Here is a 19,943-nt window from a genome sequence, read left to right as displayed (position 1 = left end):
TGGAAGCCTCATGACCGCTCGCTACGATACCGTCGCGGCCGCCGGCGAGAGCCGCTCCGATCTGCTCGACTTGCCGGCCCTCTGGGCCGCGATCAAGGCGAAGAAGCTCTGGATCATCGGGCCGACGCTGGCCGCGCTCGGCCTGTCCTTCATCGCGGTCAACGCCGTCACGCCGCGCTACACCGGCGAGGCACGGCTGCTGCTCGAAAATCGCGACAGCTTCTATACGCGGCCGGGGCAGGCTCCGTCGGAAACCTCCGGTCAGCAGTTCGACTCCGAGGGTGTGCAGAGCCAGGTCCAGGTCATCATGTCGCGCGATCTGGCGCGCGAGGCGATCAAGCGGATCGGCCTGGTCGGCAATTCGGAATTCGACTCGGGTGCCGGCGCGCTCGGTGCGCTGAAGAAAGTCGGTGTCCTGCTCGGCATCGGCGCCCATCCGGCCGATCGTTCGCCGGAGGAGCGGGTGCTGGAGAAGTACTACGACCGGCTCCTGGTTTTCCCCGTCGGGCGCTCGCGCATCGTCTCGATCGAGTTCACCTCGCAGGACCCGGCGCTCGCCGCCAAGGCGGCCAACGAGATCGCCGCCGTCTATCTGGAGATGCAGGAGGCGGCCAAGCAGGACACGGCCCGCAGCGCCTCGTCCTGGCTCTCGACCACGATCGAGCCGCTGCGCAAGCGGTTGGCGGAATCGGAAGCCAAGGTCGAAGTGTTCCGCTCCCGCCACGGCCTGCTCGTCGGCACCAACAACACCACGATCACGGCCCAGCAGCTCGCCGACCTGTCGACGCAGCTCTCCAATGCGCGCAACCAGCAGGCCGAATCGCAGGCCAAGGCCGGAATCATCCGCGACGCGATCAAGGCAGGGCGCACCTTCGACATTCCGGATGTCGCCAACAACGATCTCGTCCGCCGGCTGATCGAGCAGCGCGTCAATCTGCGGGCCCAGCTCGCGCTCGAATCGCGCAACCTCCTGTCGGAGCATCCGCGCATCAAGGAGCTGAACGCCCAGCTCGCCGACCTCGAAGGTCAGATCCGCGCTGCCGCCGAGCGCGCCGTACGCACGCTGGAGAACGAGGCCAAGATCGCCGGCCAGCGCGTCGAGAGCGTCACCGCTGCGCTCGAAGGCCAGAAGAAGACCGCCTCGGGCGCCAATGACGACGAGGTCCAGCTGCGCGCGCTCGAACGCGAGGCGCGGACCCAGCGCGACCAGCTCGAACAGTACATGCTGCGCTATCGCGAGGCGCTCGCCCGCGACAGCCAGAACGCGACGCCAGCCGATGCTCGCGTCATCTCGCGCGCCATCGAGCCGACCGAGCCCTCCTTCCCGAAGAAGCTGCCGACGATGCTCGTCGCGACACTGGCGACCTTCCTGGTGGCGCTGGCGGCGGTGGTCTCGCGTGAACTCTTGAACGGCGGCTCGCCGACGCCGGCCGAAGACGCGCCGCGGCGCAAGGCGCCGGGCCGTGTCGAACCGGCCGTCGGCAAATCCGAGGATGAGGACGGGGAAGGCGAGGTGGCAGCCCCGGCGCCGCGTCGCCGCGAGCGCATTGCCGGCCTCCTGACCCATGGCGGGCGCATCGGCCAGCTCCATCTCGACCTCACCGATCCCGATGCCGGTGCGGCCGAACTCGCCGCCTGCATCAACAAGGCGAGCGACGATCATGCGCCGCTCGTCCTGGTGCTCGATGGCGCGGAGCCGGGCGAAGCCTCGCCGCGCGCCCTGGCGCAGCTCCTCTCAGAGCGCAGCCGCTGCATCCTGGTCGATCTCGCCAGCGACGGCCGCGACCGCGCCGGCTTCTCCGAACTGCTTGCCGGCGAGGCGATGTTCTCCGACATCATCACCCGCGAGGAGGATTCGCGCCTGCACGAGATCGCGCCGGGCCGAGCCGGGCGTGCGGCAGTGCTGGCGGCGCCCGACATCGTCGATGTCGCACTCGACGCGCTTTGCGAGACCTATGACTGGGTGCTGGTCGCGACGGCCTCGACCGATGAGGCCGAGGTGCTGACGCCCCTGCTGGCGCGGGCCCAGGGTGCGCTGGTCATGGCCGGCCATGCCGGCAATGGCCACGCGGTCGAAGCCGCCTATCGCCTCACCGACCTGACCGGCGCCCCGATCGCGCTGGTCATGATCGATGCGCCGGAGCGGGTCGAGTTGGCCGTGCAGGAGAAGGAACCGGTGCCGGCCTGAGGTCGGTTACCAGAGGTTCTTGCCGTCGATCACCGTGACCGGAACGGCGTCGAGGTCGAAATCGTCGAGCACGCGCGCGTTAACGCCGATTTTCGGATTATCGAAATCGGGCTCGCCGCTCGACCAGTCCGGCGATTCCTGGAAGGTAGTGCAGCCGCACGTGCCGCAGAAATGGTGCGCCACCGTCTTGGTCTGCCAGCGATAGGTCGAAAGGTTCTCTCGCAGCGTCAGCAGCCGGAACTGGGCGGGCTTGTGATAGCTCCATAGCGCGCCGCGCTTGGAGCAGATCGAGCAGGTGCAGGCGACCACCTCGGTGACCGGCTCCAGAACCTCGAACTTCGTCGCGCCGCAATGGCAGCTGCCGCTGATGATCGTCATGTCGCCGGCTCCAAGAGGAAGGTGCGGGCAGATCAATCCAGGTTCTTGTTAGCATATGGCAGGAACGGGCTATTCGTCCGCGTCGCCTGGCTTGCGTCGCCTCAGCCAGCCGAGGATCCGTTGTGCCGCCTTGAGGGCAACGGGCGAGGCCTTGATCCGCCGCTTTAGCGCGCGCTTGGCCCGGCTGTAGCTCGCATAGACCCGCCCCTTGGCCGTCAGCGGAAAGAAGGTGTCGACCAGATCGTCGGCGTCGTCGCAGATCGTCGTCTTGTAGCGGGCTTCACCGATGCCGAGGTCGAACATGGTGAGGCCGGCCTGGCATTTGCGCTTGATCAGCTCGACCAGCAGGAGCTCGCCGGGGCTGGTGCGCGCCGTTTCCGAGGCGAGATCGAAGGAGGTTGCCATGCCGGAAAAGCGTTCGCCCTGGGCGGCACCGACATAGGTCGCGACTGAACGGCCGGCGAGGTCGAGCGAATAGAGTTCGATCACCGGCGGCCGGTCGGGCTGCCGGGTCGCCCCCTGACGCAGGAAGGCGCGGATCGCCGGCGCTGCGAACGGGTCAGGCACGCCCATCTGGGCGAGGCGGCTGGCCTTCTGCGCCAAGAAAGCGTCGAGCACGCGCTCGATGTCTGCGTCGCTATGAGCCCTGACCAGTTCGGATGGGCCGAATTCGGCGAAGCGGTTGCGCTTCGTCGTCAGCTTCTTGCGGGCGTGCTTGCTCATCGAGCGCCTGAGCGTGCCCTCGCAATCGCCCGGTTCGAGCGCAAGCTTGTAGGCGCGACTCGGACTCTGCCCCGCGGCGAGCCTTGCCGGTGGGTTGGCGATGCCCTGCCAGGCGGTCGGCTGGTTGATCAGGAACAGCGCGTCGATTCCGCCGATTGCCGCGCCGATCTCCTGAAGCAGCAATTGCGTCGCGGCCGGATCGAGCGCCGCGGCGAAATCCGGCCGGTACAGCGCCATGTGATAATTGGCGTGCTTGCCGCCGATGAACTCGGCGAAGCGCGTGCCGAGGCGCCGGGTGATCACCAGCGGAAACAGTGCGAGCAACCCGCTATGCTGGTCTTCGACCCGGACGAAGCGGAACTCCATGGCTTCGGCTCGCCCGATCGTCTCGACGAAGGGCCGGACCCAGTCATAGGCCTGGTAGGGCGTCACCAGGGCGCTTGCTTCGAGTGCGCGCCAATCCGCTTCCAGCGCGGCGATATCGCTGCTGGCACTGAGCCGGTGCCAGGGGCACGCTTTCGCGTCCCGCCGCAAGGCTGGAAGGACAGGCAGGCTCTGCGCGCTATCGGCGACGGCGGACATGCCGGGATCCTTAACCCGGCATTGTGAACGGACCTGCCATGATCGCTGGCGTTGCATGACGCCATCGCCGAACAGCGTTAGCGAAGGGTTGAATCGATGTCTCGGAGACGCCGGGCATGAGCCTGCGCCACAAGGCTTTTTCCGCCGCGTTCCGGGTGATCGCGGCGACCGGCGCCGACCGCTGGGGCAGGGGGCTCGCCCAGGGCAAGGGCGCGATCCTGATGCTGCACCATGTCCGCCCGGCGACATCAGGCGGCTTCCGGCCGAACGGCCTGCTCGAGATCACGCCTGACTTCCTCGACCGGGCTCTGAGCCTGATCCGGGCTGAAGGCTACGACATCGTCTCGCTCGACGAGGCGCTGGCGCGACTGGCGGACCCGAAGCCCGGCCGCTTCTTCGTCGCGCTCACCTTCGACGACGGCTATCGCGACAATCTCGATCATGCCTGGCCGGTGCTGGCGAAGCATGAGGCGCCGTGGACGCTCTATGTCGTGCGCGGCTTCGCCGAGCGCACGGCGCGGCTCTGGTGGCTGGAGCTGGAGGAGGCGATCCGGGCCCTGCCGCGCATCTCGCTCGACCTGCCCGATGGCCGGTTCGATGCGCCGGCCGGCAGCGATGTCGAGAAGCAGAGGGCGTTCGACCAGCTCTACTGGCGTCTGCGCAAGGGACCGGAAGCGATTCTGCTGTCAACGATTTCCGAGCTTGGAAATCAGGCCGGCATCGATCCCTCGGCGCTGGTCGAGCGCGAGTGTTTGCCTGCGCAGACCCTGCGCTCGCTCGCCGGCGCTCCCGGCGTCACCATCGGCGCCCATACGCTGAGCCATCCGATGCTGGCCAAGCACCCGGAGGAGGTCGCGCGCCGCGAGATCATGGCGAGCAAGGCCTGGCTGGAGGAGACGCTTGGCATGCCGATCCGCCACTTCGCCTACCCCGTCGGCGATCCTGGCTCCGCCGGGCCGCGCGAATTCGCACTGGCGAAGGAAGCGGGGTTCGCCAGCGCCGTGACGACCCGTCCGGGCCATCTCTTCGCCGAGCACGCCCAGCATCTGCACGCGCTGCCGCGCGTCTCGCTCAACGGCCTGCACCAGAGCGAGGCGGCGCTCAAGGCGCTGCTGTCGGGACTGCCGTTCCTGCTGTGGAATCGAGGCAGGAAGGTGAGCGTCGGTTAGCCGCGGGCCAGAAAGCGTCAGCGGATCGGCGGGGCGTAGTGCAGGCCGCCTTGCTTCCAGGAGGCATTCAACCCGCGCTCGATCTTCAGGGGGCTGTCCTTGCCGATGTTGCGGTCGAAGACCTCGCCATAGGCGCCGACCTTCCGGACGATGTTCAGCGCCCAGTCGCGCGATAGCCCGAGCGATTCGCCGATCGCGCCTTCGCGGCCGAGCAGGCGCAGGATGTTGGGGTCCTTCGTCGATGCCGCGATCTGCTCGACGGTGCTCGACGTCAGCCCGAATTCCTCGGCCGCATGCATCGCATAGGCCGACCACTTGACCACGTTGTACCAGGTATCGTCGCCCTGCCGAACGGCGGCGCCGAGCGGCTCCTTGGAGAGCGTGTCGGGCAGCACGACGTGCTTTTGCGGCTCCGTCAGCTTCGAGCGAAAGGCGTAGAGGACCGAGCGGTCGGAGCTGAAGGCGTCGCAGCGGCCTGATTGGTAGCCCTGCAGCGCCTCCTCCTGGGAGGCGAACGCCACGATCTCGTTCTTCAGATTATTGGTGCGGAAGAAGTCCGTCAGGTTGAGCTCGGTCGTCGAGCCCTGGTTGGTGCAGAGCGTCGCGCCGTTCAGTTCCTTGCCGGATTTGACCTCACCCGAGCGCACCATGATCCCCTGGCCGTCGTAATAGGTCACGGCGGCGAACAGGATGCCGTTGGTGGTCTCGCGTCCCATCGTCCAGGTCGTCGTGTTGAAGAGGATGTCGACCTCGCCGGATTGAAGCGCCGTGAAGCGAGCCGCAGCCGGGAGCGGCACGATCATGATCTTCTCGGGATCGCCGAACACGGCTGCGGCCACCGCGCGGCAGACATCGACATCGAGGCCGCGATGGCGGCCGGTCGCGTCGGCCAGGGAGAAGCCCGGCGTGCCCATGGTCGAGCTGCATTTCAAGACACCGCGCTGTCTCACGGTTTCCAGTGTGCCGGCTTCTGCGAGCCCTCCGCCAAGCACCAGGGCCAGAGAAGCCAGCTGCAACAACGTCTTCATGACCCGAGCCCCCCATCTCATCCGCGACATGCATCATGCCGGGCGACACTTTCGATCGCGGCGAAACGTTATTGCGGTTGCGACGAGAGAAGCGCTCTGAATGGTCGGTTCGGCCGCACGTTTTTTAAGATCGGCGGCTCAAAAATGCAGGAAACGACAAAGCGCCCCTGGAGGCGCTCGAGTCTGTCGCAATTGGCTTGGGGCGGGCGCAGCCGCGCCAGAGGGCGGATGCGGCGCTCAGGCCTCGTCCTTGCGCTCCATCCACTTGATCAGTGGCAGCAGCGGCAGCACCCAGACCAGCCCGAGCACGACATAGGCGATGGTCTGCACGAGCTTCGAGGCTTCGGTGATCCGGCCCTGCGCCAGCGCCATGGCGACGAGCGCGTAGACACAGACGAAGACGATCATCACGACCGTGCCGACGAGCTTGCGATGGGTCTGCCTCATGGCGATTCTGGTCCGGGCTGCGGCATTGCGGGCGTTGTTCGGGCGTCGACGGCGGACTATCTGTCACCCGCCGCCGTGCTTGTGAAGCATATTCAAGCCTGCTCCCTGCGACCCGAGGTCCCGCCGCCGTGACGATCGCGCTCGATCAGCCTGCCGTTCGGGCCGCTGCGAACCATGCGGGCATCCGCCGCTGGCTCTGGGCGGTCGCCTTCCTCGTCTTCGTCATGGTCGTGGTCGGCGGCGCGACGCGGTTGACCGGCTCCGGCCTCTCGATCACCGAATGGCGGCCCGTCACTGGCGCCATCCCGCCGCTGAACGATGCTGCCTGGGCGCTCGAGTTCGAGAAGTACCGCCTGAGCCCGCAATATCAGCTCCTGAACTCCGGCATGGAGCTCGCCGATTTCAAGTTCATCTACTGGTGGGAATGGGGCCATCGCCAGCTCGGCCGCTTCATCGGGCTGCTCTACCTCGCCGGCTTCCTCGTCGTGCTGCTGCGGCGGTCTATGCCCTGGCGCGAAACGGCGATCCTGTTCGGCATGGGGCTGCTGCTCGGCCTGCAGGGCACGATCGGCTGGATCATGGTCGCCTCTGGCCTGGAGCCCGGCATGGTCGCGGTTGCGCCGGTCAAGCTGACCCTGCATCTGACCTTCGCCGGCTTCTTCTTCGCCAGCGTCGTCGCCTTCGCCACCTGGCTGACGCCCTTGCGCCGGGTCGAGCCGGCATGGGGCAGGGCGGCGGCGTGGCTGCTGCTCCTGCTGCTTTTCGCGCAGGTCGCGCTCGGTGGTCTCGTCGCCGGCTCCAAGGCCGGTTTCACCTTCAACACCTGGCCTCTGATGGACGGGGCGCTGGTGCCATCGCCCGCGACGCTGTTCGCCGGCACGCCGGTCTGGGAGAACTTTGTCGACAATGTCGCGCTGGTGCAGTTCAACCATCGCATCGGCGCCTATGCCCTGCTTGCCTTCGCGCTCTGGCATATGCTGGCCTTGCGCCGCGCCGCTCCGGGCTCAGGCGGTGCCAGGCGCGCGACCGCCATCGTCGGGCTCGTGCTGGCGCAGTCCGCGCTCGGCATCGTGACGCTGCTCCTGGTCGTGCCGCTCTGGGCCGGGCTCGCCCATCAGGCGCTCGGCTTCACCGTATTGGCGATGGGGGTGGTGCATCTGACGCGCACGCAGCAGGCGGTCGTGCCCTTGTCTTTCCGGGGCACGCCGGAGGCGTGAGCCCGGAATCCATGAACGCGACGCTCATGGGTCAGCGGCTGCCGGGTCGCTTTCTTCGTGCAGGTCGTGTTCATGGGTTCCGGGCCCGCCGCTGGCGCGGCGTCCCGGAATGACGGTCCGGTCTGCTCAGGCCAGCGCCTGATCCAGATCGGCGATCAGGTCTTCGGTATCCTCGATGCCGATCGAGAGGCGCACCACCTCCGGGCCGGCGCCCGACGCCGTCTTCTGCGCATCCGAGAGCTGGCGGTGCGTGGTCGAGGCCGGGTGGATCACCAGCGAGCGGGTGTCGCCGATATTGGCGAGATGCGAGAACAGCGAGAGCTTCGAGACGAGCTGGACGCCGGCGTCGTAGCCGCCCTTGAGGCCGAAGGTGAAGACCGCGCCGGCGCCCTTGGGGCAATAGCGCTGGGCGAGTGCGTGGTACTTGTTGTCGGCTAAGCCGGCATAGTTCACCCACTCGACCGCCGGGTGCTTGGCAAGATGCGTCGCCACCGTCAGCGTGTTCTCGCAATGGCGCTGCATGCGCAGCGGCAGCGTCTCGATGCCGGTCAGGATCATGAAGGCGTTGAAGGGCGACAGCGCCGGGCCCATGTCGCGCAGGCCGAGCACGCGGGCCGCTATCGCGAAGGCGAAGTTGCCGAAGGTCTCGCCCAGCACCATGCCGTTATATTCTGGCCGCGGCTTGGACAGCATCGGATAGCGTTCGTCGCCGACCCAGTTGAACGAGCCGCCGTCGACAATGAGGCCACCGATCGAATTGCCATGGCCGCCGAGGAACTTGGTCGCCGAATGCACGACGATGTCGGCCCCGAACTCGAAGGGGCGGATCAAATAGGGGCTCGCCATCGTGTTGTCGACGATCAGCGGGATGTTGTGCTGCTTGGCGATCTTCGAGATGCCCTCGATGTCGACGATGACGCCACCCGGATTGGCGATGGACTCGATGAAGATCGCCTTGGTTTTCGGCGTCACCGCCGCGGCGAAGGCGTCGAGATCGTCGCTGTCGGCCCAGATCACGCTCCAGCCGAAGTTCTTGTAGGAATGGTTGAACTGGTTGATCGAGCCGCCATAGAGCTTCTTGGCCGCTACGAACTCGTCGCCCGGTTGCATCAGCGCGTGAAAGCACAGGAACTCGGCGGCATGGCCGGAGGCCACCGCCAGCGCCGCTGTGCCGCCCTCTAGCGCCGCGACGCGCTCCTCCAGCACCGCGTTGGTCGGGTTGCCAATGCGGGTATAGATGTTGCCGAAGGCCTGCAGTCCGAACAGCGAGGCGGCGTGGTCGACATCGTCGAAGACGAAGGAGGTCGTCTGGTAGATCGGCGTGGCGCGCGCGCCGGTGGCCGCGTCGGGAGCGGCGCCGGCATGGACGGCGAGCGTGTGGAAACCCGGTGCGCGGTCGGTCATGGCGTGCTCCCTGACAATTCTGATCGTGAAACGGTCCCGTTCGATTTAACGAACGGCCTGCGAGGCGTCAAATCAAGCAGTTGCCGCACGCGGGCAATTGCGGCATGGCAGCATCATTGCGTTGGGGGATGGCAATGCGGCGTCTTGCGTACTGGTTTCTATTGGCTCTCGCCTTGTGTGGCGGCGCCCAGCCGGCCCGCGCGATTTGGCTTTCGGAAAGCGGCGACGTCGCCTGGCTCACCGGCTCGATCGAGGTAGGCGACGGTGAGCGATTCAAGGCGTTCCTGGAGCGGCCGCGGGCGAAGCCCTTGCGCGTACTCTATCTGTCGAGCAGTGGTGGCTATATCCTGCCAGCCTTCGCGATCGGTCGGCTCGTTCGCCAGGCTGGGCTGGTTACCGCAGTCGACGCTGGCAGCGCCGCCTGTTCCAGCGCCTGCACCTTTATTTTTGCCGGCGGCGTCCGGCGCCATTACGTCGGCGGCGAAGGGGTCTTCGAAGGCTCGACCGCGCTGTCGGGCCTCGGCTTCCATCCGGCCCGGCGCACCGAGAAGCAAACCGGTCAGACGATCCTGAGTGAAAGCGGCACCACCCGCGTCCGTGCGTTTTATGCTGAAATGGGCATGCCGCGCGCCGTCGAGCTGATGGACAAAGCGGCTTTCAATTCGATGTATCGGCCCAATGGCGCGACCGCGCTCGCCCTCAAGATCGCGACCAGCCTTTCACCGCCCTGAGCCGATGCCTCTGGCAGGCCGCTATTCGGTCAGCTTGATCCCGGTCCTGGCCACCAGCTCGGTCAGGATCGCGCGGTCGCGGGCCATGAAGGCGCCGGTCTCCTGCGGGCTCCAGGCGGCGGGCTCGATCACCAGCTCGCGATAGCGGGCGACGAGCTCGGCATCGGCCATCGCGGCGTTGATCGCGGCGCTGAGGATGCGCAGCGTATCGGGCGCAATGCCGGCCGGCGCAACGAGCGAGGCCCAGCCCGGGTAGACCACGTCGGCGCCCTGTTCCTTCAGCGTCGGCAGATCGGGGAGCTGCGGCTGGCGCGCCTCGGTGGTGACGGCGAGCGCTTTTACCTTGCCGCCCTGGATGTTGCCGAGACTGCCGGCGAAGGGACATCGGCCTTCGCCGGCGAAGAGCGAGAGCGGCGAGATTAGCGATCGCCCGCCGGCGGGGAAGAGTCTTTACGTCCCCGGCCGGTTGATCGTCAGCTTCTGGAAGCCCTTGCCGGAGAGCACAGGCTTCTTCGCCGACAGGATGCGTGAGTTGATGCCCTGCCAGCCGATCTCGCCGGAGAGCCGGCCATACTCGATCTTCGGGCAGCGGTTCATGATCACGGTGACGCCCCTGGCCTCGGCCTTGGCCGCGGCCTCGTCATTGCGCACCGAGAGCTGCATCCAGATCACCTTGGGCAGCGGCGTGAGGCTCAGCGCCTCCTCGGTGATCGGCCCGGCGGCTTCCGAATTGCGGAATATCTCGACCATGTCGACCGGCTGCGGGATGTCCTTCAGCGAGCCATAGACGGTCTTGCCCAGCAGCGTCTGGCCGGCGAGCCCGGGATTGACCGGGATCACGTCATAGTCGCGATCGAGCAGGTACTTGGTGACGATCCAGCTTGGCCGCGCCTCGTTGGCGGAGGCGCCGACCAGAGCGATCGTCTTCACCTCGCGCAGGATGCGGCGAATAAGCGCATCGTCGTAAGAGTCATGGGCCACGAAACGAAAATCCTAGCAGATTGAAATAGTTGCAGGACGTTGTTGAACCGACCGCCAGTGGCGCCGATGCCGGGAACACAGTTTCGCCGCGCTGGTTTGCTTGCTGAAGACGAAAGGGGCGATCCCAGTCTTCTTCATCAGCGAGGAGGGCCTGCCATGTGCGACTACAGTCTGCACCACGTGATGTCGACTCCTGCCAAAGTCGGCGATGTCCTCAAGACCACCAGCTTCGTCGGATCGAGCACCAGGGGCTTCTGCGCCGCCGGTGAGCCGAGCGTGGCTGTCTGCGTCCTGCCCGGCACGGAGCTGGCGTTCTCTAGCGAGATCGAATGCGACCGGGCGATCGGCTTCCTGCCGCATCGCCGGCTCGCGGCGACGGTGGCACGCTTCCGCCAGGTCGATCTCGACAAGCCCTATGCCCATCACGATGCGCTCGAGCTGCCCGACGGGCAGATCGTGCTGCTGACGAACCTGTCGGCAGGCCAGACCGCGACCGTCTTGCAATTGCCGGCGGACGCGCAGGGCGAGCAGGTCAGGAAGGTCGAGCCTGCGCCGGTCGAGCCGGAACCGGTCCACATCTTCGGCATCTGATCGGACGGTCATGGGCGCGTAGTTGCCATTCTCAACGGCGGACCCGTTTCGGGCGGGCCCGCCGAGTTCAGCTATGACGCCAATCCGGCTGGCGCTTCTCCATGAAGGCGCCGATGCCTTCCTCGGCATCGCGCGCCAGCATGTTCTCGACCATCACGGCCGAGGCGTGGTCATAGGCTGCCTTCAGCCCCATCTCGCGCTGCTCGTAGAAGGCGCGCTTGCCGACCTTGACCGTCGCCGCCGACTTCGACGCGATCACCGCCGCGAGCCGCTTGGCTTCCGGGAGCGCTTCGCCAGCGGGCACGACACGGTTGACCAGCCCCATGCGGGCGGCCTCCTGCGCCGGCACCATCTCGCCGAGCAGCAGCATTTCCATTGCATGCTTGGCCGGGAGGTTGCGCGAGAGCGCGACCATAGGCGTCGAGCAGAACAGGCCGATATGGACGCCCGGCGTGCAGAAGCGCGCGCCTTCGCCGGCGACGGCGAGATCGCACGTCGCGACGAGCTGGCAGCCGGCGGCCGTCGCCGTGCCCTCGACGGCGGCGATCACCGGCTGGGGCAGGGCGGTAATCTGCTGCATCATCGCCGAACAGCGCCCGAGGATATCGGCGAAATAAGCGCGGCCGCGGTCGGGATCGGTCCGGCGCGCGCTCATCTCCTTGAGGTCGTGCCCGGCTGAGAACACCGGGCCGGCGGCCGCCAGCACGACGGCGCGGACGTTTGCGTCGGCCGCGATCGCAACCAGCGTCTCCGACAGGGCGGTGAGCATCGCCTCGCTCAGCGGATTGCGTGCCTCCGGGCGGTTCAGGGTCAGGATCGCGATGCCGTCGGCATCCTCGCGCAGCAGCAGCTGCGGTCCGGCATGGGCGTTCATGGCGAAAGCCTTTCGCTGTTTGCCCTATTGTCGGGAGGCGGGCGCCATGCTGCAAGGGGCGTAACGTCCGATCAGACCCCGGTTTTCCGCACGATGACGACCCGCATGAGCGCCACCGAGATCGAGGCTTATCTCGATCAGGTCTTCCCGCAGCTGCACTATGGCGGGCGGACCTATTTCGTCGAGGAGGTCGGCAAGCTCTCGGCGCGCATGCGCTGCGACTACCATGAGAAGCATTTGCGGCCGGGCGGCACCATTTCCGGTCCGACCATGATGGCGCTCGCCGATCTTGCGCTCTATGTCGCGATCCTCGCCCAGATCGGCCCGGTCGGGCTCGCGGTGACGACGAGCCTGACCTACAACTTCCTGCGCAAGCCGGGGCAGGCGGCGCTGATCGCCGAGTGCCAGCTGCTCAAGCTCGGGAAACGGCTCGCGGTGGGCGAGGTCCGGATGTTCTCGGCTGGTGAGAGCGAGATGGTCTGCCACGCCACCGGGACGTATTCGATCCCGGCCGAGCGCTGATTGCGGTATCCTGATACCGTTTCGCGCATTGCCCTGAAAACAATGCATTTTTAGCCGAAGAGGCGTGCTGTCTCTGCTTGACATCGGTAGGGTAGCCGCCTATCCAGCGCCCACACCGCCGCCGGTTCGCTGGCGGCTTGTCCTTTTTTCAAGCAGCCGAAGGGTGCCGCGATGAAGACCATCTCGCTCAAGCCCGCCGATGTCGAGAAGAAGTGGGTTGTGATCGACGCCTCCGGGCTCGTCGTCGGCCGTCTCGCCACCCTGGTGGCGATGCGTCTGCGCGGCAAGCACAAGGCCGCCTACACCCCGCATGTCGACTGTGGCGACAACATCATCGTCATCAACGCCGATAAGGTGGTGCTGACCGGTCGCAAGCGCGACCAGAAGATCTACTACCACCACACCGGCTATGCCGGCGGCATCAAGGAGCGCTCGGCCAAGTTCATTCTCGAAGGTCGCTTCCCCGAGCGCATCGTCGAGAAGGCTGTCGAGCGCATGCTGCCGCGCGGCCCGCTCTTCCGCCAGATCCTCGGCAATCTGCGCGTCTACAAGGGCTCTGAGCATCCGCATGCCGCCCAGTCGCCCGAGGCGCTCGACGTCGCGGCACTCAACCGCAAGAATGCGAGGGTCTGACGATGGCCGAGGTTCTCCAGTCTCTCGAGCAGCTCGGTCAGGTCGCCAAGGGCGTCCAGCCCGAGGCTCCCGTCCACGTCAAGAAGGTCGACGCGCAGGGCCGCGCCTATGCCACCGGCAAGCGCAAGAACGCCATCGCCCGCGTCTGGATCAAGCCGGGCTCCGGCAAGATCACGGTCAACACCCGTGACCAGGAAGTCTACTTCGCCCGCCCGGTGCTGCGCCTGATCCTGCAGCAGCCGCTGATGCTGGTCGATCGCCTGACCCAGTACGACGTCGTCGTCACGGTCAAGGGCGGCGGCCTCTCCGGCCAGGCCGGCGCGGTCCGCCACGGCATCTCCAAGGCTCTGACCTTCTACGAGCCCGAGCTGCGTGGCCCGCTCAAGAAGGAAGGCTTCCTGACCCGCGACTCGCGCGTGGTCGAGCGCAAGAAGTTCGGCAAGGCCAAGGCCCGCCGCAGCTTCCAGTTCTCGAAGCGCTGATTTCTTTATCGGCCTTGGCCAACATCGATCCGAAGGGCGGCTCTCACGAGCCGCCCTTTTTCGTTTTCCGGAAGGGCGCTGAGCGAGCTGAAGAGCGCGGGGAACCCTTCTCCCGCATCGAAGTCGGATTCATCCGACTTCGACACTCTGAGTGCTGATCTCGGGTAGACCCGAGATCAGTGGAGAAGGGCAGGGATGAGGGCCCGTCATACCCTTAGAAGGCGCAGCGGCACCGTCGCGTTCCAACAATCAGCGGCAGTCCCTCACCCCTGCCCCTCTCCCATCCGGGAGAGGGGTTCCCCGCGCCATACGCGGCGAATGCAGTCCGCATTTCAGAAGCTGTTTTCTAGCCAGGCGACGACCTCGGCGCGTCGCGGATGTGGCTTGCCGGCCGGCGGGAACAACATGGTCAGCCGGTCGCCACTCGGAAGTTCGTCGATGAACGGCTGAACCAGCCGCCCGTCCGCCAGATAGGGCGCAACGACACTCCTGCGACCGAGCAGGACACCGGCGCTGCCGAGTGCCGCATCGAGCGCCAGCGCATAAAGCGAATAGGACGGGCCGCGGCCGGCATCGATCCCATTGGCGGAGACGTGGCGCAGCCAGCGCGCCCAATCGCTGCGCCAGACGGCGTCGTGCAGCAGGGTCTGCCCGGCGAGATCGGCCGGTGTCCGCAGGTTGCGGGCGAGCGCCGGGGCGCAGACCGGAAACAGGCTGTCCTCGCCGAGCGCCAGCGCATTGGTTGGTGGCTTGGCGAGATAGAACAGGGCGAGGTCGAAACTGTCGTGCCGGCCCGCGGGTGGCTCCTCCATCGCGCTGATCGAGACCGCAAGTCCCGGGAAGGCCCGCTGCAGCGCCGGCAGGCGTGGCGACAGCCAGAGCTGGGCGATGCAGGGCAGGGCGGCGATGGTGAGCGCCCGGCCGGCATGGCTCGCCTTGAGCTCCTGCACGGTCGTGGCCAGCGCATCGAAGGCGGCGCTGAGCCGTGGCCTTGCCTCCTGCGCGGCCTCGATCAGCGCCACGCCTTGGGGCAAGCGCCGGAACAATTGCAGGCCGAGGAAGGCTTCGAGAAGGCGCACCTGCTGGGCGATGGCGCCTTGTGTCACCCCGATCTCCTCGGCCGCCTTTGAGAAGCTGCCGAGCCGCGCCGCTGCCTCGAAGGCACGCAGCGCGTTGAGCGGCGGCAAGGGAGGGCGGGGCGGTCGGACGGGCATGCTCGATACCGGCGGAGAGGCCGAGATTTTCTAGGCCTCGACGCGACGATAACTGGTTTGCGTCCGCGCCGGCAAATCGCTGCAATGGTGTGACGAAACAAGGCTTGGCGAGGGATGGCGATGACGGTGAAACTGGCGCGGCGCGGCTGGGTGCCGGCGGCGAGCGAGGACTATGTGCTCCGGATCGCCGGCGAGATCGCCGGCCAGGACCGCGCAGCGCGCGAGACCAGGCTCGCCGATCTCGTCGCCGAGAACCGCACCATCCACGAGCGCGACTGCGTCAACCTCAACCCGGCGACCAATGTGATGAACCCGCGCGCCGAGGCGGTGCTCGGGCAGGGGCTGGGCTCCCGGCCCTCGCTCGGCTACCCCGGCGACAAATACGAGATGGGGCTGGAAGCGATCGAGCAGATCGAGGTGATGGCGGCCGAGCTCGCGGCCGAGGTCTTCGGTGCATCCTATGCCGAGATTCGCGTGCCCTCCGGCGCGATCGCCAATCTCTATGTCTTCATGGCGGCAGCCAAGCCCGGCGATGTCGTGATCGCGCCGCCGCCCGCGATCGGCGGCCATGTCACGCATCACGGCGCCGGCGCCGCCGGGCTCTACGGCGTCGTCAGCCATCCCGCCCCCATCGATGCCGACGGCTATACGGTCGATGTCGCGCGCTTGCACGAGGATGCGCTGCGGCTCCGGCCCAAGGTCATCAGCATCGGCGGCAGCCTCAACCTGTTCCCGCACCCGATCCGCGAGATCCGCGCCATCGCCGACGAGGTCGGCGCGATCGTGCTGTTCGATGCGGCCCATCTCTCCGGCATGATCGCAGGTGGTGGCTGGCAGCAGCCGCTGGAGGAGGGCGCTCACGTCATGACGATGAGCACCTATAAGAGCCTGGGCGGTCCGCCCTCCGGCCTGATCGTCAGCAATGACGCCGGTCTCGCCGAGAAGCTCGACGCCATCGCCTATCCCGGCCTGACCGCCAATTTCGACGCGGCGAAGTCGGCGGCGCTGGCGATCACAATGATGGACTGGCAGGAATTCGGTCGCGATTACGCGGCGATGATGGCGGCGACGGCCAAGGCGCTCGCCGAGGCGCTCACGGAGCGGCAGGTCCCGGTCTTCGCCCGCGATCGCGGCATGACGACCTCGCACCAGTTCGCCATCGAGGCCGCGCCTTACGGTGGCGGGCAGGCCGCGGCGAAGCGGCTGCGCGCCGTCAACATCCTGAGCTGCGGCATCGGCCTGCCGCTGGCAGAGGTCGCCGGCGACGTCAACGGGCTCAGGCTCGGCACGCCCGAGATCGTCCGCTTCGGCATGAAGCCCGAGCACATGCCCGAACTCGCCGGCTACATCGCCGATGGGCTCTCAGGCGCGCGCCCGGTCGAGGCGATCGCCAGCGACGTCACCGCCTTCCGCCGGCGGTTCGGCAGGCTGCATTATGTGAGGTGAGGCCGGAGCGCAGATCACGGGCGCGGGGAACCCTTCTCCCGTGTGGGAGAAGGGCAGGGATGAGGGCCTGCCTTATCCGATTGAGGTCGCAGCGGCGCCGCTTCATCCTAACGATCAACGGCGGTCCCTCACCCCTACCCCTCTCCCACACGGGAGAGGGGATCCCGCGCATGCATGACGCGGTTCAGCCGCCATAGCGCTCCAGCATCTCCGCCTGCAGCGCCTCTTCGCCGACGACATGCGCGGCGCCGAGCCAGGCTGACTCGATCTCGCCTGCGGCATTGCGGACGAGACGGGCCGGCTCGCCGGGGCTGGCAAAGCCCGAGGCCTTGACGATCTGGCCGCGATCCTCGGCTTCGGGCACGATCTCGCCGGCATCCAGGAACGGGTTGAGCAGCGCCGGATTGGCGATCAGCACCTTGCCCTCGACCGGGACGAGGTCGCCGGCGCCCCAGACCGTCCAGAGGCGCTTACGCCAGCGCTCGGTCGCTGGTGTCGGCGCGCCGTGCTCGACGAAGGTCCGGAAGATCTGGATCACCCCGTCGAGCCAGGGATGGGCGAGGCCGTCGATGGCATTGGTCAGGACCGAGACGGTGAGACCCTGCTCGGGCACGGTGGCTGTGCGGGTGATGAAGCCCTGGAAACCGCCGGAATGGCCGACCCAGTCCCAGCCATCGCCGCCGCCCGAGATGGTGCCGAGCCCGTAATGGCGGCCGAGGCTGCTTTCGGCGTCGGGCCAGAGCCGGCGCGTCATCTCGCGGCGGCTCAGCGGCGACAGTACGCTGGCTTCAGCCTTCGGTGAGAGCTGGGCGATGTAGCGGGCGATGTCGGCCGCGGTCGCGACGAAGCCGGCGGCCGAGACCATGGCGTTGCCTGGATTGTCGGCCGGAATCACCACGCGCCGGCCGAGCGGCAGCTTGCCGCTATGGCCCTTCGCCATCGGCCCGCTCCAGAGCGTGATGTCGGGCCTGGTCTCTTTCAGCCCGGCAGGGACGACGATCTCGCGGGCGATCCAGTCGGCGTAGGGCTCGCCGGTTACCGCCTCGATGACGAGGCCGAGCAAAGCGAAGCCGTGATTGGAGTATTTGAAGCGCTGCGAGGCCGGGAAGACCGGTGGGCGGGCGAGATCGGCGAGCAGCTCGTCTTTCCGCAGATAGGGCTTGCGATCGAAGAACTGGCCGCAATCGACGCCATCGCGAAGGAGGCCGGCGCTGTTGGAGAGCAGCTGTGTCAGCGTCGCCGCCGCGACCTCGGGGTGCAGGCCTTCGATATAGGCGCCAGCCTTGTCGTCGAGCCGCAGGCGCTCCTGTTCGGCAAGGCGCAGGATGCCGGCGGAGGTGAAGCTCTTCGAATGCGAGGCGATGCGGAAGCCGTGGCGCGGCGTCAGGGCCTCGCCGGTCGCAAGGTCGGCGCTGCCGAAGGCGGCCTCCAGCACGATCTTGCCGCCATCGGCGATCGCGACCGCGCAACCGGGCTGGTCATGGAAACGGCGCTGGAATTCGAGCCAGCTTGCGACATAGTCGAGCGCGGCGGGCAGCCAGGGCTTCATCGGGGAATCCGTCGTCGAGCGGGGCGGGAAACGCAGCTTGGCACGGGTGATTGCGCTGCGTCAGCGCCGGAAAGCGCGGGAGCCATGCATTGCCCGCCGGATCGCCTTGGTCCTTGCCCTCGGCGCCCACGCGTGGCATCCGTCCGGCAACACATAAGGATCGTTACCGTGGACAAGACCGAACTCGCCAAGCTCGAAGCGTATCTGCGCCGCACCTTCGCCAACCACAACATCAGCGTGCGCGCGCGGCTGAAGAAGACCGACTCGGCCGAGGTCTATCTCGCCGACGAGTTCATCGGCATCATCCATGTCGATGATGAGGACGGCGACCGCTCGTTCAACTTCACCATGGCGATCCTCGACGTCGATCTCGAGGACTGACGATAGGTGCTCCGGGTGTTTCAGCCCTCATCCTGAGGAGGCCCGGAGGGCCGTCTCGAAGGATGGTCCAGCTGTCTCCCGAGCCTCCTGAAGCATCCTTCGAGACGCCGCTGCGCGGCTCCTCAGGATGAGGGCTTCAGGGGGAGGGCTTGGGGCTCAGCTCAGCGCATCAGCCGGTCGATGCTGCGGCGTACGCCGCCGATCATCACCTGCCAGTCGGCGACGATGGCGCGCGGAAAGCGGATGTTCACATCGACGCCGCGATGACGGAAGGTCACGCGGCAGGGCTCGTCGAGGCCGCTTTGCGCGGTCTCAACCGGGCAGCGCGCTGCAAAGCCGCGCCCGTCCGGGACCGAGACATAGAACTCGTCGCCCTCATAGGGCGAGCCCTTGCGGAAGCCGCGCACCACCAGCCCGCCCGGATTCGACCAGACCGTCGGCGTCAGGAAGCGGGCATAGACGGAAAGCTGCGTCGCCGGCTCGTTGACCTTGTCCGGCGGGCTCAACGTCACCAGCAGGCGTTGCCGGCTCTCCGGTGTCACCGGGCCAAGGCTCGGCCAGTCAAGGCGCAGGCGCGCCATGCCGACCAGACGCCCCTCGTCGCTGTCGGCACCGGTCAGGTTGGCCGGAATCGCCAGCACCACATCGCCGACCCTCGTAGGATGCAGCTCGGTCCCGGCATCGGGATTGGGGCGGGTCGCGAACAGGGCAAGGCCGGTGCCTGCCAAGCCGAGGACGACGATGGCGGCCGCAAGCCGCAGCAGCGCCCGGTCGCCACGCGGCAGGACGGGTGCAGGGCGACGCCGCAGATGATTGCGGATCAGCGACGCGACATCGGTGGCGCTGTTGAGCGGTTGGGCCTGTTCGGGCGCGGCGTAGAGGCTCATCGGATTCGTCCCTGGGGGCCGGCGCGCGGCCCTGTCAGGAAACTCAACCAGAGCCGCCTTAACGTCCCGTAAACCATGTCCGGGCCGGCGTGGTTAACCATCGGTTAAAGCTTTGCTTCCGCGTTGAGCGACCTTGCGCCATGGTTCGGCAGCATCCGCTGGAAGCCCTTGCCCGTGACGCTCGAACCATCCGCCGTCGAGGCCCTCAAATCGCTGGTTCTCGGCTTCGCCTTCGCCGGGCTGCTGGCGAGTGCCTTCGAACTGTTCACGCAGAAGCGCGTCGGCTTCGAGCTGCTGCAAAGCGGCGGTGTCGGCGCGGTGGCGAGCGTGCCGGTCGTGGTGTTCAGCGCCCCCTTCCTGATCCTGCGCAACACCGTGCGTGGCCGGCGGATCGAAGGGCGGCCCTTCTTCTTCGTCATGGCCGCGAGCATGATCGCCTCGCTCTGGAGCCTGATCAGCGGCCGGGTCGTACTCGATCTCCTGATGATGTTCGGCGCGGCTTGACGACAGGGCCGG

At 67.2% G+C, this 19,943-nt stretch carries 22 protein-coding genes; 11 read left to right on the top strand and 11 right to left on the bottom strand.

Annotated features, from left to right (window positions below):
* The first annotated feature begins 10 nt into the window (after window positions 1-10).
* On the top strand, window positions 11-2,188 hold the full coding sequence (locus ACSQ24_RS15105; RefSeq protein ID WP_436095461.1) for a GumC family protein: 2,178 nt from the start codon (window positions 11-13) through the stop codon (window positions 2,186-2,188).
* 6 nt (window positions 2,189-2,194) lie between these two features.
* Here the strand turns inward: ACSQ24_RS15105 and ACSQ24_RS15100 are convergent, their stop codons facing one another.
* Window positions 2,195-2,566, bottom strand: coding sequence for a GFA family protein (locus tag ACSQ24_RS15100; protein WP_436095460.1), 372 nt, complete (start codon window positions 2,564-2,566; stop codon window positions 2,195-2,197).
* 69 nt (window positions 2,567-2,635) lie between these two features.
* Window positions 2,636-3,871, bottom strand: a complete 1,236-nt coding sequence (locus ACSQ24_RS15095) for a GNAT family N-acetyltransferase (RefSeq protein ID WP_436095459.1) — start codon at window positions 3,869-3,871, stop codon at window positions 2,636-2,638.
* Window positions 3,872-3,987: 116 nt separating this feature from the next.
* On the opposite strand from ACSQ24_RS15095, the gene ACSQ24_RS15090 reads away from it, so the two are divergent.
* On the top strand, window positions 3,988-5,040 hold the full coding sequence (locus tag ACSQ24_RS15090; protein ID WP_436095458.1) for a polysaccharide deacetylase family protein: 1,053 nt from the start codon (window positions 3,988-3,990) through the stop codon (window positions 5,038-5,040).
* Between the two features lie 17 nt (window positions 5,041-5,057).
* Here ACSQ24_RS15090 and ACSQ24_RS15085 read toward each other — a convergent pair whose 3' ends face one another.
* Both ACSQ24_RS15085 and ACSQ24_RS15080 read right to left on the bottom strand, forming a co-directional pair.
* Complete coding sequence (locus tag ACSQ24_RS15085) at window positions 5,058-6,068, bottom strand: amino acid ABC transporter substrate-binding protein (protein ID WP_436095457.1); 1,011 nt, start codon at window positions 6,066-6,068, stop codon at window positions 5,058-5,060.
* Between the two features lie 237 nt (window positions 6,069-6,305).
* The gene (locus ACSQ24_RS15080) at window positions 6,306-6,515 is read right to left on the bottom strand and encodes a DUF2842 domain-containing protein (RefSeq protein WP_436095456.1); all 210 of its coding nucleotides are present in this window, start codon (window positions 6,513-6,515) and stop codon (window positions 6,306-6,308) included.
* Between the two features lie 98 nt (window positions 6,516-6,613).
* Between ACSQ24_RS15080 and ACSQ24_RS15075 the strand changes: the two genes are divergently transcribed.
* Complete coding sequence (locus ACSQ24_RS15075) at window positions 6,614-7,732, top strand: COX15/CtaA family protein (RefSeq protein WP_436097899.1); 1,119 nt, start codon at window positions 6,614-6,616, stop codon at window positions 7,730-7,732.
* A 126-nt stretch (window positions 7,733-7,858) separates the two neighbouring features.
* Here ACSQ24_RS15075 and ACSQ24_RS15070 read toward each other — a convergent pair whose 3' ends face one another.
* Complete coding sequence (locus tag ACSQ24_RS15070; RefSeq protein WP_436095455.1) at window positions 7,859-9,136, bottom strand: O-acetylhomoserine aminocarboxypropyltransferase; 1,278 nt, start codon at window positions 9,134-9,136, stop codon at window positions 7,859-7,861.
* A gap of 134 nt (window positions 9,137-9,270) precedes the next feature.
* Between ACSQ24_RS15070 and ACSQ24_RS15065 the strand changes: the two genes are divergently transcribed.
* A complete protein-coding gene (locus tag ACSQ24_RS15065; RefSeq protein ID WP_436095454.1) occupies window positions 9,271-9,867 on the top strand; it encodes a hypothetical protein in 597 nt (198 codons plus the stop codon).
* A 21-nt stretch (window positions 9,868-9,888) separates the two neighbouring features.
* Here ACSQ24_RS15065 and ACSQ24_RS15060 read toward each other — a convergent pair whose 3' ends face one another.
* Window positions 9,889-10,224, bottom strand: coding sequence for a tripartite tricarboxylate transporter substrate-binding protein (locus ACSQ24_RS15060; RefSeq protein ID WP_436097898.1), 336 nt, complete (start codon window positions 10,222-10,224; stop codon window positions 9,889-9,891).
* Window positions 10,225-10,317: 93 nt separating this feature from the next.
* A complete protein-coding gene (locus ACSQ24_RS15055) occupies window positions 10,318-10,848 on the bottom strand; it encodes a CoA-binding protein (RefSeq protein WP_436095453.1) in 531 nt (176 codons plus the stop codon).
* A 156-nt stretch (window positions 10,849-11,004) separates the two neighbouring features.
* Between ACSQ24_RS15055 and ACSQ24_RS15050 the strand changes: the two genes are divergently transcribed.
* Window positions 11,005-11,439, top strand: a complete 435-nt coding sequence (locus tag ACSQ24_RS15050) for a hypothetical protein (RefSeq protein WP_436095452.1) — start codon at window positions 11,005-11,007, stop codon at window positions 11,437-11,439.
* Between the two features lie 67 nt (window positions 11,440-11,506).
* Here ACSQ24_RS15050 and ACSQ24_RS15045 read toward each other — a convergent pair whose 3' ends face one another.
* Window positions 11,507-12,313, bottom strand: a complete 807-nt coding sequence (locus tag ACSQ24_RS15045) for an enoyl-CoA hydratase (RefSeq protein ID WP_436095451.1) — start codon at window positions 12,311-12,313, stop codon at window positions 11,507-11,509.
* Window positions 12,314-12,418: 105 nt separating this feature from the next.
* On the opposite strand from ACSQ24_RS15045, the gene ACSQ24_RS15040 reads away from it, so the two are divergent.
* From ACSQ24_RS15040 to rpsI, 3 genes are all read left to right on the top strand, one after another.
* A complete protein-coding gene (locus ACSQ24_RS15040) occupies window positions 12,419-12,835 on the top strand; it encodes a PaaI family thioesterase (RefSeq protein WP_436095450.1) in 417 nt (138 codons plus the stop codon).
* A gap of 171 nt (window positions 12,836-13,006) precedes the next feature.
* Window positions 13,007-13,468 carry a 50S ribosomal protein L13 gene (rplM, locus tag ACSQ24_RS15035; protein WP_436095449.1) on the top strand — a complete coding sequence of 154 codons (462 nt, stop codon included), beginning with the start codon at window positions 13,007-13,009 and terminating at the stop codon, window positions 13,466-13,468.
* 2 nt (window positions 13,469-13,470) lie between these two features.
* Window positions 13,471-13,950, top strand: coding sequence for a 30S ribosomal protein S9 (gene rpsI, locus ACSQ24_RS15030; protein ID WP_436095448.1), 480 nt, complete (start codon window positions 13,471-13,473; stop codon window positions 13,948-13,950).
* A 332-nt stretch (window positions 13,951-14,282) separates the two neighbouring features.
* Here the strand turns inward: rpsI and ACSQ24_RS15025 are convergent, their stop codons facing one another.
* The gene (locus ACSQ24_RS15025) at window positions 14,283-15,164 is read right to left on the bottom strand and encodes a LysR substrate-binding domain-containing protein (RefSeq protein WP_436095447.1); all 882 of its coding nucleotides are present in this window, start codon (window positions 15,162-15,164) and stop codon (window positions 14,283-14,285) included.
* A 120-nt stretch (window positions 15,165-15,284) separates the two neighbouring features.
* On the opposite strand from ACSQ24_RS15025, the gene glyA reads away from it, so the two are divergent.
* Window positions 15,285-16,610: a serine hydroxymethyltransferase gene (glyA, locus tag ACSQ24_RS15020; RefSeq protein WP_436095446.1), complete on the top strand. Its 1,326-nt coding sequence runs from the start codon at window positions 15,285-15,287 to the stop codon at window positions 16,608-16,610.
* Between the two features lie 184 nt (window positions 16,611-16,794).
* Here the strand turns inward: glyA and ACSQ24_RS15015 are convergent, their stop codons facing one another.
* Window positions 16,795-18,159 carry a serine hydrolase domain-containing protein gene (locus ACSQ24_RS15015; protein ID WP_436095445.1) on the bottom strand — a complete coding sequence of 455 codons (1,365 nt, stop codon included), beginning with the start codon at window positions 18,157-18,159 and terminating at the stop codon, window positions 16,795-16,797.
* 168 nt (window positions 18,160-18,327) lie between these two features.
* On the opposite strand from ACSQ24_RS15015, the gene ACSQ24_RS15010 reads away from it, so the two are divergent.
* Window positions 18,328-18,540, top strand: a complete 213-nt coding sequence (locus tag ACSQ24_RS15010; protein WP_057192263.1) for a DUF3126 family protein — start codon at window positions 18,328-18,330, stop codon at window positions 18,538-18,540.
* Window positions 18,541-18,701: 161 nt separating this feature from the next.
* Here the strand turns inward: ACSQ24_RS15010 and ACSQ24_RS15005 are convergent, their stop codons facing one another.
* Window positions 18,702-19,427, bottom strand: coding sequence for a hypothetical protein (locus tag ACSQ24_RS15005; RefSeq protein ID WP_436095444.1), 726 nt, complete (start codon window positions 19,425-19,427; stop codon window positions 18,702-18,704).
* A 174-nt stretch (window positions 19,428-19,601) separates the two neighbouring features.
* Between ACSQ24_RS15005 and ACSQ24_RS15000 the strand changes: the two genes are divergently transcribed.
* Window positions 19,602-19,931, top strand: a complete 330-nt coding sequence (locus ACSQ24_RS15000; protein ID WP_436095443.1) for a DUF6949 family protein — start codon at window positions 19,602-19,604, stop codon at window positions 19,929-19,931.
* The last annotated feature ends 12 nt before the right edge of the window (window positions 19,932-19,943 follow it).

Origin of the sequence: Allobosea sp. LjRoot237, from assembly GCF_964253285.1 — a bacterium.
Classification (GTDB): Bacteria; Pseudomonadota; Alphaproteobacteria; order Rhizobiales; family Beijerinckiaceae; genus Allobosea.
Note: the sequence above shows the minus strand (reverse complement) of the source record. Positions and strands in the feature narration are given on the sequence as shown.